Below are 16063 nucleotides of genomic sequence, written 5' to 3'. Positions count from 1 at the left end.
TCATGTTATATATCGATGGAGAATGGACAAACAGCCAGTCGGGAGAACAGTTGGATGTCACGAACCCTGCCACTGGAAAAGTGATTCAACAAGTGGCGAAAGGCGGATCCGAAGATTCATTACAGGCCATTGATGCCGCCGATCGTTCGTTTTCAGGATGGAAGAAGTTGACCGCCAAAGAGCGCGGCGCCTATCTTGTGAAGGCAGCAAACATCCTGCGTGAACAAGCGGATGAACTTGCAGAGACCGTTACAAAAGAAATGGGCAAACCGTTGAATGAATCGAAAGGCGAAGTGAATCTTGCGATCGATTATTTGGATTGGTACGCCGAAGAAGCCAAACGGGTGTATGGAGAGACGATCCCGGCTTCTCATCCTTCCAAGCGTCTGCACGTATTCAAAGAACCTGTCGGTGTGACCGCAGCCGTCACGCCTTGGAACTTTCCTGTGGCGATGATTACTAGAAAAATCGCCCCGGCCCTCGCAGCCGGCTGTCCGGTCGTCGTCAAGCCTGCTTCCGCTACGCCTTTGTCTGCGATAAAAGTGTTTCAAGCTTTCCATGAAGCAGGACTACCTAAGGGTGTCGCCAACTTGATCATGGGTTCAGCTTCCAAAGTAGTCGGTGAAATGACGAAAAGCCCGAAAGTGAAAAAAATTACGTTTACCGGTTCCACGGAAGTCGGCAAAAAGTTGATTCGTGATTCGGCAGAGACCGTTAAAAAAGTATCGATGGAGCTCGGAGGTCACGCGCCTTTTGTCGTTTTTGAGGATGCTGACCTGGATCTCGCTGTCGAAAGTGTTGTAGGGAGCAAGTTCCGTAATGCCGGACAGACTTGTATATGTACCAACCGGATCTATGTGCAGGATACGATCGCCGAAGAGTTTTCCAAACGTTTTGTTGAGAAAGTCCAGGCCCTTTCGATTGGAAATGGATTGGACGATGGAGTTGAAATCGGTCCACTCATTGACGGAGGTGCCGTAGAAAAGGTCGAAGAACAAATCAAAGATGCGACAGAAAAAGGAGCCGTCGTTTTATGTGGTGGCCAGCGAGTGAATGCAGTTGGACAAGAAGGCGGCAGCTTCTTTGAACCGACAGTGTTAGGGAATGCAACTGATGACATGGTCATTACAAAAGAAGAGACGTTCGGCCCTGTCGCTCCTATCTACACATTTTCTTCAGAGGAAGAAGCCATCAAACGGGCGAACCATCCAGAATACGGGCTGGCCGCTTATGCATTTACAAAAGACATCTCTCGCTCATACCGGCTAATGGAAGGTTTGGAATACGGCATCATCGGTCTGAATGATCCGATTCCGACAACCGCTCAAGCACCTTTCGGGGGAATGAAAGAAAGTGGTACCGGACGTGAAGGCGGACGTCAGGGAATCGAAGAATACTTGGAAGATAAATTTGTTTCCATCGGAAATATATAGGAGGAAAACATATGGAGAAGTGGATGGAAGTTCTGTCAGAGAAGATCCCCAGTCAGCAGTTGATTGCCGACCTGGCCGGACGCTACAGTTACAGCTTCGACGCCTCTTTCGGTGAGCATCTTCCGGAACTGGTCGTGCAGGCGAAGAACCAGAAGCAGGTCATTCATGTGATGAAGGTAGCGAACGACTTCCACATTCCAGTTTATCCAAGAGGACAAGGGACTTGCTTAAGCGGCGGTCCCTTGCCTGTTCATGGAGGAATCGTTCTTGATCTGTCCCAGTGGCCTGAAGAGCTGGATGTAGCTATTGAAGACCTTACGGTGACGGTTTCTCCCAGTGTGTTGACAGCGAGGATCAATGCGGAAGCTGAAAAGCATGGTCTTATGTATCCCCCGGATCCAAGCAGTGCCCATGTGGCAACCATCGGTGGAAACCTGGCAGAAAATTCAGGAGGACCAAGAGGGCTGAAATACGGAGTGACGAAAGATTATGTGCTTGGACTTGAGCTGGTCACCCCGGAAGGCGAAGTGATCCGGACAGGAGGAAAGACGATCAAGAATGTCACTGGTTTTGACTTGACCAAACTGATTGTTGGATCTGAAGGTACCTTAGGAGTGATCACACAAGCGACCTTGAAGCTCGTCCCTAAACCGTTGGCGAAACGGACAATGATGGTGGAGTTTGCTGATGTGCGCACAGCTGGAGCGGCTATTTCACGGACGCTGACCACCGGCATCTTACCTTCCAAGCTTGAGATCATGGATCACGCCTGTATTGTCGCGGTAGAAAACTTCCGACCGTCACGGCTTCCGCAACAAGCAGAGGCGATCGTCATCGTTGAACTGGATGGGCACCCGGAAACGTTGAAAATCGAAATGGATTCGCTTCATGAAATTATGACCACCATTGGAGCAACCGGGATCACCGTGCCGCAAACTCCAGAAGAAGAGGAAGCGATTTGGTTTGCTCGTAAACAGGTGTCACCGGCGATTGCTAAGATCAAGCCTACCAAAGTATCCGAAGATGCTACGGTGCCAAGAAGCAAAATTCCGGATATGATGGACCGATTGACACAAATCAAAGAGAAATACCATCTTTCTCTTGTTGTATTCGGCCACGCCGGTGATGGAAACCTGCATCCAAACATCCTTTGTGACAAAAAGGATACAGAAGAAATGGAGCGCGTGGAGCAGGCCGTGAAGGAAATATTTGAAGCAGCGGTCGATTTAGGAGGGACCCTTTCAGGCGAGCACGGCATCGGCACGATGAAAGCTCCATTCATGGAATACGAACTAGGCGCTGTTGGCTTGGATATGATGAAACGCATTAAAGACAGCTGGGATCCGAATGGCATTATGAATCCAGGCAAAATATTTCCGGAAAAAGACCAGAAGCTGGTGCTGACTCATGAGTAATTTATTAGAGCTTCAGCAAAAACTCAGCTATGATCAAACCTTTGATTGTGTCCAGTGTGGCTATTGCCTTCCTGCCTGTCCAACCTATGAAACGATGGAGCGAGAGACTCATTCTCCAAGAGGACGCATCAACCTTGTAAAAATGGTCGCAGAAAATAAAGCTTCCATTAAAGACTTGGAGGACCCCATTGAGAAATGCCTCGGATGCATGGCTTGTACGACCGTTTGTCCTACGAACGTTCAATACGGCCAAATCTTAGAAAGTGCAAAAGAAGTTATCGAAGAGAACAGATCTAAGGGACCATTACAAAAGAGGACAGAGGACTTCCTTTTCCGTACGTTCTTCCCTTCGAGTAAATGGATGGATACCTTAGGGAAAGCAACCTGGTTTTATCAAAAGTCCGGAGTCCAGCGTTTAGCCAAGCTGATGAAGATCACCGAGGCTGCTCCGCTTCATTTAGGTGTGTTTGAAAAAGTCATACCCGAACAACCATCACCGAAGAGACGGAACGAGCGGGTGAAGCGGTACATAAGGAACCGTCCAGCCAAAGCAAAGGTTGCCTTTTTTACCGGCTGTGTCATGGATGGTGTCTTCTTTGAAACCAATCAGAAAACAATTGAACTGATGCTGAGAAGTGGTCTTGAAGTCGTACTCCCTGAAGAGCAGACCTGTTGCGGTGCGCTTCATGCTCATTCAGGAAAAGTGGGAGAATCCAAAGAGCTGGCAAAGAGAAACATTGCTGCTTTTGAAGAGGAAGAGATCGATTATATCGTTAACAATGCAGGCGGGTGCGGCGCTCGCCTTATTGAATATCATCATCTTTTCGAGGAAGGATCAGAATGGTACAACAGAGCTCTAGTCTTTACAGAGAAAGTGAAAGACATTTCAGAAGTGCTTGTCGAGGTGGACGGTCTGGATTTCCAAGAACCCGTAAATCAAACGATTACGTACCAACCATCCTGCCACATGACGAATGTGCAGAAGGTAACCTCTCCACCGTTGGAACTGCTGAGTAAAATTCCTGGACTGACTTTCAAGAAACTGGATCGTCCTGAATTTTGCTGCGGATGTGCCGGGATTTACAACATGGTGAACTATGACGAGTCGATGAAAATCCTTGATGTGAAGATGAACGATGTTTGTGCGAAAAATCCTGACATGGTTATAACCACCAATCCAGGATGTTTGCTGCAAATGAAAGTTGGTATTGAAAGAGAAGGGAAATCTGAAAGCATATCAGCAGAGCATCTTGTTGATTTATTGCTTCAATCGAATCCTCAAAATAAGAACGATTATTAGGGTATGGGGGTTTTCCTTAAATAAGCCAGAGCGAAAATTTTCGCTTTGGTTTCAATTTTTTAATGGTTCTTTAACAGGAAAGTGATCACTTTATGATTAAAAAGTCTCCCTTATGAAGAAGTGAAAAATATAATTTTTTTGTGATAATGTATTCACTTTATTATTGTCAAAGGATAATTAAGGAAAAGTATAGAAGTTACAAAAGCAAATTAATAAGGAAAGAGAATTAAATTGATAAATATTTTAAAGGAGGAAATATATATTATGTTGAATTATCCGTCCATTCAACAAATTTTCACCCACCTCCATAATCATCCCGAAACAAGTTGGGAGGAAAACGAGACTACTAATTACATCATGAAATTGTTAGAGGATACCAACTTTAAAATTCATCGTTTTAGTGATTGTCCAGGATTAGTCGCAGAACTTGGTCAAGGAAAACCGTGTGTGGCGCTTCGAGCAGACATAGACGCGCTCTGGCAGGAAGTAGATGGCGAATTCAAGGCCAATCACTCCTGCGGCCACGATGCCCACATGTCTATAGTGCTCCAGTCCATGTTTGCTTTGGAAAAGACGCAGAAGGAGTGGACAGGAACACTTCGGGTCATTTTTCAGCCTGCTGAAGAAAAGATCGAAGGGGCGCTTGCCATGGTGGAAAAAGGCGTCATCGATCCTGTAGATTATCTGTTCGGCCTTCACCTGCGGCCGATTCAGGAGATGCGGTCGGGAGAATTTGCTCCTGCCATCCGGCATGGGGCTGTTCGATTTTTAGAGGGAAGAATTGAGGGGGAAGATGCGCACGGAGCTCGTCCCCATTTGAATAAGAATGCTATCGAACTTGGGGCGGAAATCGTCCAAATGATCAATAACATTCACATGGATCCATCCGTTCCACACTCAGCAAAAGTGACTTCTTTTAACAGCGGGGGCCAAAGTACAAACATCATCCCGGGGAATGCTACATTTTCAATCGATGTAAGGGCTCAAACGAATGATGTCATGGAAGCATTAGTGGCTAGAGTGAAAGAAACGTGTACAATGCTTGGCTCTCTGCATGGATCGACTATAGGACTTTTGGAGAAATCTCACGTACCGGCAGCCGTAGTCAGCGAAGATGCCGCGGATATACTGAAGCGGGCGATTGTCCGAGTTACAGGTGAGGATAAAGTGAAGCCTCCGATTCAAACGACCGGGGGAGATGATTTTCATTTTTATACCATCCAGAAACCTGATCTGAAGGCCACGATGCTTGCGGTGGGATGTGACCTGCAGCCGGGATTGCATCACCCTCATATGGATTTTGATAAAAGCGTCATGAATGAAGCCTCAGAAGTATTGGTCGAAGCGGTTTTAGGAGTATTAAAGACGAGGTAAGTCCGGTTTGCTTGTTTCTGTAGGAGGCTATCGTGGTAAACAATGGAAGAGAACAACGATCAAGGGAGATGTAAAACGATGAAAAAGACGCAGTTAGGAAAGTCAGATTTGCAGATTAATCCGATCGGACTCGGGACCAATGCGGTCGGTGGCCATAACCTTTATCCGAATCTGGATGAAAATGCAGGGAAGGCTGTCGTCCGGACCGCTTTGAATCATGGCATGAACTTCCTGGATACCGCCTTCATCTATGGACCGGAACGTTCCGAAGAATTGGTCGGTGAGGTCATGAAAGAGTATCAGCGGGAAGAAATCGTCCTAGCTACAAAAGGAGCTCATCAGTTCAAAGGGGAAGATGTCGTCTTCAATAATTCTCCTGCGTTTTTGAAAAAATCTGTGGAAGACAGTTTGAAGCGACTGAGCACCGATTTTATCGACCTCTTCTATATCCATTTTCCTGATGAAGAAACGCCGAAAGACGAAGCTGTAGGAGCTCTAAAAGAATTGAAGGATGAAGGGAAAATCCGCTCCATCGGGGTGTCGAACTTCTCTGTGGAGCAGTTGAAAGAAGCGAATAAGGATGGTTATGTAGATGTAATTCAAGGGGAGTATAACTTGTTCAAGCGCGAAGCAGAGAAGGAAATGCTCCCTTATACTGAGGAGAACCAAATTTCGTTCGTTCCTTATTTCCCGTTTGCATCCGGGCTGCTTGCAGGAAAGTATAATGAAAATACGACGTTTGATGATTTCCGGGCGAAAAATCCTCTTTTCCAAGGAGAGAACTTTAAACAGAATTTGGCTAAAGTGGATCAACTGCGCCCCATTGCTGAAGAAAAAGGCGTAAAGGTTCCTCATATTGTATTAGCCTGGTATTTGAATCAGCCATCCATAGATGCTGTTATTCCGGGGGCGAAGCGCACGGAGCAGGTCGTCGATAATTTGAAAACATTAGATGTACAGCTGACAGATGATGAAATTTCTAAGGTTGATAAGATTTTTTCGTAAGGATCTGAGTTATTGAAAAATGTTCACTTCTAAAAGGAGTGAACATTTTTTTAGGTGCAAGTCAGCCTATAAAACACGATTTGTGACTGGCTACTTTCTTATGGGCGACTGAGAGGAATGCCTTCTCCTTTTATAAACGAAATAGATGATGAAAAATTCAGACTTTATCAATCGATAGAATCTTCTCCTATGTTACGATAAGTAAGATAACGTTTTCATAGGTGGAGATGTCAATGAGGGTTTCCCTGCGCACGAAAATCATGGTGCTGATCTTATCCCTGCTCGTTTTCGTCATCGGGACGCTAGCGGGTGTGTTTGCTTATATGGAGAAAAGAGATGTCGAAGATCAGATGGGGCAGCTGGCTCTTCAAGTTGCGAGCACGGTTTCTTTCATGCCTTCAATCAAAGCAGCGTTCAACAGTGATCATCCTTCGGAAATTATCCAGCCGATTGCACTGAGTGTGCAGGAAGAATCGGGTGCGGAATTTGTGGTTGTCGGCAACGAAGACAGCATCCGCTATGCGCATCCGGATGAATGGAAAATCGGCCGACGTATGGTCGGCGGGGATAATGAGCGTGCCTTGAAAAATGGCGAGTTTTACATATCAAAAGCAGAAGGAACGCTTGGACCTTCGTTGAGGGGAAAGGCTCCAATTATCGGTGAGGATGGTGAAATCATCGGCATCGTCTCAGTCGGATTTTTGCTTGAGGATGTAAGGTCGATTGTCTGGAGTAAGCTTGAGAACGTCTTCGGGGTGGCTGTTTTAGTATTGATCGTCGGAGCAGTTGGTAGTCTACTGCTCGCCCGGAGTATCAGGAAGGATACACTTGGTCTTGAGCCTTATGAAATTACATCCTTTTATCAAACCCGGGAAGCGATTCTTTCTTCGATCAAGGAAGGGATCATCTCGATTGATTCTAAAGGCGTTGTGACGATGATCAATCAGTCAGCGATAGATTTATTGAACGTATCGGATGGAGCGGAAGGCCGGTTGATCACAGATGTTTTCCCGAATACAGAGATGCTCAAAGTATTGGAAACGGGAGAAGCAATTCGCGACGAAGAGATGGTCCTGTTGGATAAAATCGTGATCGTCAACCGCACACCGATTTTGCACGGAGGAGAAGTGGCCGGAGTCGTATCCAGTTTTCGTGATAAGACGGAAGTACGTAACATGGTTCAGGCGCTTTCAGAAGTGAAACGCCATTCTGAAGGTCTTCGATCCCAAACGCATGAGCATGCCAACAAAATGTATGTGCTTCTTGGATTATTGCAGCTTGGAAAACAGGAGGAAGCAATGAGTATGCTGGAGGAAGATTTCCAAACTTCTCAAAAGCATCAAGCGCTGATTTTTGATCGGATTCAGGATGAAACTGTGCAGGCGATCCTTACCGGGAAAATGAGTGCTGCTTCTGAACAGAAAGTGGAGTTCACCATACAGGAAGAATCAGAATTACAGCGGGTTCCTTCTCACATTACAAGGACAGAACTTGTGACGATGTTGGGGAATCTCATAGATAATGCCTTTGAAGCGGTGAGCGGTCAGAGTAGGAAACAGGTGGAGTTTTTTGTGACAGATGTAGGAAACGACCTTGTCTTTGAAGTGACAGATAATGGCCCGGGGATATCGGATGACGTGTACTCTTCGTTGTTTGTCAGAGGCTTTTCTACGAAAGACGGAGAGCACCGCGGGTACGGTCTTCATAATGTGAGGGAAATCGTAGAGCGATTGGCAGGAACAATGGAAGTGGACGACAGTGAAGCAGGAGGAGCTGTATTTTCAATCTTTATCCCCAAACATAGAGGAGGTGGGCGCGGTGAAAGTGATGATCAGTGAAGATGATTTCAGAGTGGCAGAGCTTCATGCTCAATTTTTGCGGGTGGTCGATGGAGTGAAAGTTGTCGGCAAGGCATTGAATGCGGAAGAAACATTGAAAATGTTGGAGCAGGAACAACCGGACCTCTTGTTGCTTGATGTCTATATGCCGGACCAGCTTGGTGTTGAGCTTCTCCATGACGTCCGTGCGATCGCTCCGCTGACGGATGTTATCATGATTACTGCCGCTAAAGAAAAAGAGATTGTGGAAAAGGCGCTGAAGTATGGCGTGTTTGATTACATCATTAAACCGATTACAATGGAGCGTTTCCAAGAGACCATTGAGAGTTATCAGGAACGAAAAAAGCGAATGGCTGAAATCGAGACGTTCGACCAGCAGGCTGTGGACCAGTTGATCAAATCATCCAATGAAACAGCAGCTGTGTCTGATCCTGTTCCCAAAGGCATCGACCCTATGACGCTTGAAAAAGTAGAAGAAATGCTGACAGAAGCAGATGGGGAAGGGCTGACAGCTGAGCAGGCCAGCCGCCAAATGGGTGCTTCCAAAACGACTGCCCGGCGGTATTTAGAATATTTGATCCACACTGGCAAAGGCCGGGCCGAAATGAACTATGGAAAAGTCGGCCGCCCGCAGAGAAAGTACTATAGAGAATAAAAAAACGAACATACCCACTCGCCTAAAAGGCGAGTTTTTTTGTGGGTGGAAGTGAATAGTAAAAAACTGTAAGATCTGGTCACCCATAAAATGGGTGACCAGGTCTTACAGTTTTATCCATGCCCGTGCATTTTATTTGGTTAATTGATTTTATGCTTTTAATTTCGGTTATTTTGAAAACGGTTACATTTGTGTTTTTATCTTATACACTATCAACAAATAGCAAGAAGAGAGGGGACGCGTTTCTATGAAAAAGCAATTATGGATGTTTGGTAGTTTGTTGTTGGTATTGGTTTTAGCTGCTTGTGGCGGCGACTCTTCTGAAACGAGTGGAGAGGGCGGCGATGGAGAATGGTCGCCGGATAAGAACATTGAAATCGTTGCACCGGCAGGGTCCGGAGGCGGCTGGGATACAACGGCCCGCTCTGTTGGTAAAATTCTTGAAGAAGAAGAGATTACAGAACAAAGTGTTGGCGTCGTTAACAAAGAAGGTGGCGGGGGAGCTGTCGGCTGGTCTTACATAAACAGTACGAACAACCCGCATAACATCTTTGTTTCTTCTCCTCCATTGATCTTCGTTCCATTGAACGGACAGTCTGATTTGTCTCATGAAGATTTCACGCCGCTTTCCAACATGATCGCAGACTATGCAGCCTTTGCTGTTGCTGATGATGCGAAGTGGCAGGATTTGAACGAGCTGTTTGCAGACATGAAAGAAGACCCGTCCAGTGTAACGGTTGTAGGTACATCTGCTCCTGGTTCTATGGACCACATGCAGTTCGTCACAATTGCGAAAGAAGCAGGTGTGGATATTCAAAAAATCAAGTACGTTTCTGCCCAGGATGGCGGCGGAATGACGCAGATTCTGAATGGCAGTGCTGATGTTTATTCTACCGGGATCGCTGAAACGGTTGAACAAGTGAAAGCTGAAAAAGTGCGTGTCCTTGGGATTACCGCAGAAGAACGCCTGGAAGGAGAAGTGTTGGAAGACTTCCCGACAGCTAAAGAACAAGGCATTGATGCGACATTCGTCAACTGGAGAGGCTTCTTCGGACCTGGGGATATGACCGAAGGACAAGTCGCTTACTATGAAGAGAAACTGAAAGAAGTCAGTGATTCTGAAGCGTTCGCAGAAATCCGCTCCAACTACGGATGGGACGAAATGTATATGGACAGCGAAGAATACAGCAAGTTCCTGGACGAACAAAGGGATCAACTCGGAATCTTGATGGAAGAGCTTGGATTGAATCAATAATCGATAGACGGGGTCTGTGCGCAGGCCCTTTTCTATTAGAACGAAGGTGATGGAATTGCTGAAAACGTTGAACCAGAAAGTCAGTATCTTTTTGATTTTGTTTGCTGCTGGATATCTGTATTTGAGTTACAACTTGAAGGAGTATCCCTACGTGCCGGTCGATTCAGATTTAGTTCCGAAAATCCTCGGTTACTTACTGATCGTCCTCGCTATTTTCCTATTTTTTGATAAGTCTTCAGAAACGGAAGAAGAAAAAGAAAAGCGTCAGGTGCCTAAAAAAGAAATGCTCGTTTTACTTGCAGTCGGCTCTATGATTTTTCTTTATATCTTTCTACTTGAAATCCTCGGATTTGTTTTAAGCTCCATGCTGTTTATTTTCGCCTGTTCATGGTTCCTGGGTTATAGAAAACTCGTAACCACCCTTCTTGTCGCCGTTCTGTTTCCCTTAATCATGTATCTGTCGTTCAACTATTTACTACAAATCCGTCTACCACAAGGATTATTACCATTTTAAAAAGGAGGTGAGTCACCATGGGTGCAATGGAAGGATTAATGCAGGGAATTCAAGTCGCGTTCAGCTGGCAGGGGATTATGTTTGTGCTGATCGGTGTCGTTGCCGGAACATTGATCGGTATGATGCCGGGACTCGGTCCGATCAGTGCGATTGCCATCATGATTCCGATCACCTACGGAATGGACCCTTCCGTCGCTTTGGTCATGATGGCGGGAGTTTATTATGGTGCAGTATTTGGAGGGTCGACATCTTCCATCCTCTTGAATGCCCCGGGAATATCCGGGACTGTTGCGACGTCCTTTGACGGCTATCCGATGGCACAACGGGGAGAAGCAGGAAAAGCGCTGGCGATCGCTGCGATTTCCTCCTTCGTCGGAGGAACCGTTTCTGTCGTCCTTTTGATGTTGTTCGCTCCCGCTTTATCGGCGGTTGCCGTTTCATTTGGACCACCGCAATATTTTGCGTTGATGTTTTTAGGACTCACCGCGATTTCCAGTTTATCTGACGGCTCAACCATTAAGGCATTGATCGCAGCTACGGTCGGTTTTATGGTAGCGACGATCGGAATCGACGGCCAGACCGGCACAAGTCGTTTCACCTTTGGAAATCCGAACCTGCTGGAAGGCATTGATTTTCTTGTCATCGCTCTCGGTTTGTTCGCCCTTGCTGAGATTTGTTTTCTAGTGAAAAAGCGGAAGGATCAATCCCTGCAGAATCAAGGGGACATCGGGAGTCTGAAGCTTAGCAAAGCTGATTTCAAAGAAATGCGTGGCCCGATGACCCGCCAGTCGTTTCTTGGATTCATTCTCGGCGTTCTCCCAGGTGCAGGAGCAACGATTGCTTCGTTCATCGGATATATATCGGAAAAGAAAATCGCCAAAAATCCGAAAGAATTCGGAAAAGGTTCAATCAAAGGTCTGTCGGCTCCCGAGACGGCCAATAACGCTGCGACAAGTGGAGCCTTCGTCCCTCTGTTAAGCCTGGGAATTCCAGGGTCTGGTACGACCGCTGTCATGCTCGGTGCCTTTTTAGTTCTCGGTATCCAGCCAGGACCTCTTCTTATGGCAGACCGTCCGGAAGTATTTTGGGGAATCATTGCCAGTATGTATATCGGAAATATCTTCTTACTGATTCTGAACCTGCCGTTGATTCCCTACATCGCAAAAATTTTGAAAATCGCGCGTCCGATGCTCATTTCTCTCGTTGCAATTTTCAGTTTGATCGGCGTGTACGCCATCAGCTTCAGTACATTTGATTTGTACCTGCTGTTGATTTTCGGTTTTGTCGGTTACTTGATGCGGTTGTTCAGCTTCCCAGCTGCGCCCTTCATATTAGCGTTCATCCTCGGTGGAATGATGGAGCAGTCGCTCAGACAGTCGCTGACGGCAGCGGGCGGGGATATGATGACACTCATTTCAGATCCCGTATCCATCGGACTTTATATTGTAAGTATCCTTTCGTTTGTCGTTCCAATTATCCGGAACCGCCGGTCACAAACGGACGAAAAGGACCAAGAGTCGAATGCCTCCTAATACAGGAGCATTCGGCTTTTTATTACGGATTCATTGATGAACGATCAACCCCTTTACGTTATATAAGAACGTGGACTGAAACCATCTATTTCCTGGACCACCATCCAGGGTGGTGGTCAGAGAGTTTTTAATGAGATTAAAAGGACATTGGAAGGATGTGAAATCCTTTCAAAAGAAAGCTTCAGAACTGTAGCAAATCAAGTGAAATTAAAATATATTATGAAAAATTTTTTCAATCTATTGCAAATACGAGTGAAAACGCTCACACTAAGAGTATAGCCGACATACAAAGCGTCACGTTTCCCACATCGCTAAAATTAAGCCTGCGGCGGACTGTGTGATGCCTGGTGCCTCTTTAAAAACAGCCGAATTTTCAGTAAAATAATTTTCATGGCACACGATAAAGAACTGCCATTTTTCATAATAGTCATGGATGAGACAAACAATAAACCAGTGTTCCTGGCGTAAGTCTGTTCACTTACATATTTGATGCTCATGCTTTATACTGAGAAAAGCGCAAAAGTACAGGAGGTAACAGGAATCATGGACCAACTCAACATGAAAAGTCATGGAATCGATACCTTAGAAATGATGGATGACATGACCTTTGTTTTATTCGGAGCAAGCGGTGATTTGGCAAAACGGAAAATCTATCCCGCTCTCTATAATCTATATATCGAAGGGAAAATGCCGACTTCCCTTTCTGTCGTAGGCCTTGGACGCAGACCTTATTCGCAGGAGGACTTCCACAGCATTATTAAAGAATCACTCGAAGCATTCTCAAGAAGAGACGTGGATGCATCCAACCTTGAGGAGTTCCTATCTTCTTTCCGCTACTTCATTTTTGATGCAATGAAGGATGAGTCCTATCAAGGGCTGAAGTCATTTATTGAAGAAAGGGAAACGGAGCTATCTGTTCCGGAAAACCGTTTGTTCTATCTTTCCGTTGCACCGAAGCTCATTGAACCGATCGCAGCTTCGCTTCATGAGCACGGAATTACGGACACAAGTGGCTGGAAACGTCTGATTGTCGAAAAACCATTCGGGAGCGACCTGCATTCTGCCCGCCATTTGAACGCAGAATTGACGAAAGTTTTCCAGGAAGAGGAGATCTTCCGGATTGACCACTACCTTGGTAAACCGATGGTCCAGAACCTTGAATCGTTGATTCGCCCGAACCCGATTTTGAAAGCTCTGTGGAATCATGAACAGATTGCGAATGTCCAAATTACAGCTAGTGAGACTGTCGGAGTGGGAACGAGGGCCGGTTATTATGATAAAGCTGGAGCGGTCCGAGATATGGTTCAGAACCACCTGCTTCAGTTAGTGATGATGACGGCTCTTCACCACCCTGAAAAACTGACGTCGAAACAAATTGAAGAAAAGAAAAAAGCGATCATGGAATCGCTCCGCCCGGTAAATGAGGAAGAAATGTCCAAAGATGTGGTGCGTGGACAGTACGAAGCGGGGGAAATGAACGCAGAACCGATTCCTGGTTATTTGGAAGAAGACGGGGTTGCGGAAAACTCGAACAACGATACTTATTTCGCCGCTCGACTCTACATCGATAACGATTACTGGAAAGGCATTCCTTTCTACATCCGTACAGGGAAACGTATGGAGAAGAAATCCACGCGCATCGTCATCGAATTTAAAAATGAAGTCGACGCTGAGGAAGATGCTGCAGGTGCAGTTTCTAACCTGCTGATGATCGAGATTAATCCGAATGAAAGTGTCGGTCTACGGATCAACTTGAAGGATGATTCTAATGAGAAGTTCGAACCCGCGTACATCAACTTTTCTAAAAACTTGGATGCACAGCCGGAAGCTTATGAAAACCTGTTGAATGATGCGATGCAGGGACATTCCACTTATTTCGCCCATTGGAGTGAAGTGGAACTTTCGTGGAAGTGGGTCCAGCCAATCTTGGAAGCCTTCGAAAATGACGCTCTTCCCCTTCACGGGTATCAGTCAGGATCTGAAGGACCGGAAGCGGCGGAGAAGCTCTTGAACGAAGACGGTTATACATGGTGGTAAGAACGTTTGACAGATAGAATGGAAAGGATTTGATCGGAACATGGATAAGCAGAATATCGGAGTCATCGGTTTAGGAGTCATGGGGGCGAACCTTGCCCTGAACATTCAGGATAACGGTTATACAGTTTCTGTCTACGATTATTGGACAGACCGTGTAGATGAGCTGGTCGGAAACGATCAAAATACTGGAAATGTTTCCGGTGCTTACAGTGCCGAAGAATTTGTGGCCTCTCTTGAAAAACCTCGCAAAATTTTGATGATGGTTAAAGCAGGGGACACGACGGATAAAGTCATCGAAAGCCTTGTGCCTCATCTTGAAGAAGGGGACATGCTGATCGACGGTGGAAACACATACTATGAAGACACCGAACGCCGGGCTTCGTACCTTGAGGAAAAAGGGATCCACTTTATCGGTGCAGGCTTTTCCGGTGGAGAAGAAGGGGCGCGTAAAGGCCCATCCATCATGCCGGGTGGACCAAGCGAAGCTTATGCAGAAGTGAAGCCGATTTTTGATGCCATTGCAGCGAATGTCGGAGGTACGCCGTGTGCCGCCTACATGGGCCGTGGCGGAGCCGGTCATTACGTGAAAATGGTTCATAACGGCATCGAATATGGCGACATGCAGTTGATTTGTGAAGCATATTTCATTATGAAAAACGTACTTGGACTTTCTGCTGAGGAACTGCATGAAGTCTTCAAAGAGTGGAATGAAGGCGAACTTGACAGCTATCTGATTGAAATTACTGCTGACATTTTCACTAAGGTAGACGAAGAAACAGGCCGACCGCTTGTCGAAGTGATCCTTGATACCGCCGGTCAAAAAGGAACAGGAAAATGGACGAGTAAGAGTGCTCTAGATCTTGGTGTTCCACTTCCGATCATCACTGAATCCGTGTTCGCACGCTTCATTTCAGCTATGAAAGAAGAGCGTCAGAAAGCGAGCCAATATTTGACAGGTCCTGAAATTACTTTTGACGGCAACAAAGAAGAAGTCATCGAGTCCCTTCGTAAAGCGTTGTACATGAGTAAAATCTGCTCCTACGCCCAAGGTTTCGCGCAAATGCGTGCACAGTCTGAAGAAAAAGGCTGGGACCTTCAGTACGGTGACATCGCGATGAACTTCCGCGGGGGCTGCATCATCCGTGCTCAGTTCCTGCAGAAAATCAAGGAAGCTTATGATAAAGAAGAGAATTTGACCAATCTGCTGCTTGATCCATACTTTCAGGATATTGCCACTTCTTATCAAAAAGAGCTTCGTGAAACACTTGCTCTTGCGATCCAACATGGAGTACCGGTACCTTCATTCTCAAGCGCTCTTGCGTATTATGACAGCTACCGTACAGCCAAGCTTCCAGCGAACCTGCTGCAGGCTCAGCGTGACTACTTTGGGGCGCACACGTATCAGCGTGTCGACAAAGAAGGGACGTTCCATACAGACTGGATCAACGGATAATTATTTTAAAGCGCAGGCCTTCAATGGCCTGCGTTTTTTATTGGTGTACAACGGAAACCTATTATGAAAGAAAAGCTTTAAAACCTATAATTTGAAAGATGACTAAATGGCAGGATTGTTGAAGACTTGATTTCGAGACTTTTGTGTTGTGGATAGGGCTGCTGGGAATGATTCGCTTTCCGCGGGAGCGCGGTGAGCCTCCTCGGACTACGTCCTGCGGGGTCTCACCGCCCGCCCCATGGAAAGTAGTTG

General features: G+C 46.2%; 12 protein-coding genes. All 12 read left to right on the top strand.

From position 1 onward, the window contains the following. Positions 1-2 precede the first annotated feature (2 nt). The 12 genes from ACXADE_RS16485 to gndA all read left to right on the top strand — a co-directional run bounded on the left by ACXADE_RS16485 (position 3) and on the right by gndA (position 15811). Positions 3-1433 carry an NAD-dependent succinate-semialdehyde dehydrogenase gene (locus tag ACXADE_RS16485; RefSeq protein ID WP_474981515.1) on the top strand — a complete coding sequence of 477 codons (1431 nt, stop codon included), beginning with the start codon at positions 3-5 and terminating at the stop codon, positions 1431-1433. An 11-nt stretch (positions 1434-1444) separates the two neighbouring features. After that, positions 1445-2848 carry an FAD-binding oxidoreductase gene (locus ACXADE_RS16480; protein WP_474981514.1) on the top strand — a complete coding sequence of 468 codons (1404 nt, stop codon included), beginning with the start codon at positions 1445-1447 and terminating at the stop codon, positions 2846-2848. Next, positions 2841-4148: a (Fe-S)-binding protein gene (locus ACXADE_RS16475; RefSeq protein WP_474981513.1), complete on the top strand. Its 1308-nt coding sequence runs from the start codon at positions 2841-2843 to the stop codon at positions 4146-4148. The genes ACXADE_RS16480 and ACXADE_RS16475 overlap by 8 nt, the downstream gene beginning before the upstream one ends. Before the next feature lie 264 nt (positions 4149-4412). Further along, a complete protein-coding gene (locus ACXADE_RS16470; RefSeq protein ID WP_474981512.1) occupies positions 4413-5522 on the top strand; it encodes a M20 peptidase aminoacylase family protein in 1110 nt (369 codons plus the stop codon). Between the two features lie 78 nt (positions 5523-5600). Next, positions 5601-6527 (top strand): aldo/keto reductase, encoded by a 927-nt coding sequence (locus tag ACXADE_RS16465; RefSeq protein ID WP_474981511.1) that lies wholly within the window; start codon positions 5601-5603, stop codon positions 6525-6527. Positions 6528-6760: 233 nt separating this feature from the next. Continuing rightward, a complete protein-coding gene (locus ACXADE_RS16460; RefSeq protein WP_474981510.1) occupies positions 6761-8365 on the top strand; it encodes an ATP-binding protein in 1605 nt (534 codons plus the stop codon). Then, complete coding sequence (locus ACXADE_RS16455; RefSeq protein WP_474982256.1) at positions 8355-9020, top strand: response regulator; 666 nt, start codon at positions 8355-8357, stop codon at positions 9018-9020. The genes ACXADE_RS16460 and ACXADE_RS16455 overlap by 11 nt, the downstream gene beginning before the upstream one ends. A 247-nt stretch (positions 9021-9267) precedes the next feature. Continuing rightward, positions 9268-10275 (top strand): tripartite tricarboxylate transporter substrate binding protein, encoded by a 1008-nt coding sequence (locus ACXADE_RS16450; protein WP_474981509.1) that lies wholly within the window; start codon positions 9268-9270, stop codon positions 10273-10275. 49 nt (positions 10276-10324) lie between these two features. After that, positions 10325-10789 (top strand): tripartite tricarboxylate transporter TctB family protein, encoded by a 465-nt coding sequence (locus ACXADE_RS16445; protein ID WP_474981508.1) that lies wholly within the window; start codon positions 10325-10327, stop codon positions 10787-10789. 17 nt (positions 10790-10806) lie between these two features. Continuing rightward, positions 10807-12321 carry a tripartite tricarboxylate transporter permease gene (locus ACXADE_RS16440; RefSeq protein WP_474981507.1) on the top strand — a complete coding sequence of 505 codons (1515 nt, stop codon included), beginning with the start codon at positions 10807-10809 and terminating at the stop codon, positions 12319-12321. Between the two features lie 591 nt (positions 12322-12912). Further along, entirely contained in the window at positions 12913-14358 is a 1446-nt protein-coding gene (gene zwf, locus ACXADE_RS16435) for a glucose-6-phosphate dehydrogenase (protein ID WP_474982255.1), read from the top strand. A 40-nt stretch (positions 14359-14398) separates the two neighbouring features. Beyond that, positions 14399-15811: an NADP-dependent phosphogluconate dehydrogenase gene (gndA, locus tag ACXADE_RS16430; protein WP_474981506.1), complete on the top strand. Its 1413-nt coding sequence runs from the start codon at positions 14399-14401 to the stop codon at positions 15809-15811. Positions 15812-16063 lie beyond the last annotated feature (252 nt).

It is taken from the genome of Halobacillus sp. ABR2_026 (assembly GCF_056158545.1).
Note: the sequence above shows the minus strand (reverse complement) of the source record. Positions and strands in the feature narration are given on the sequence as shown.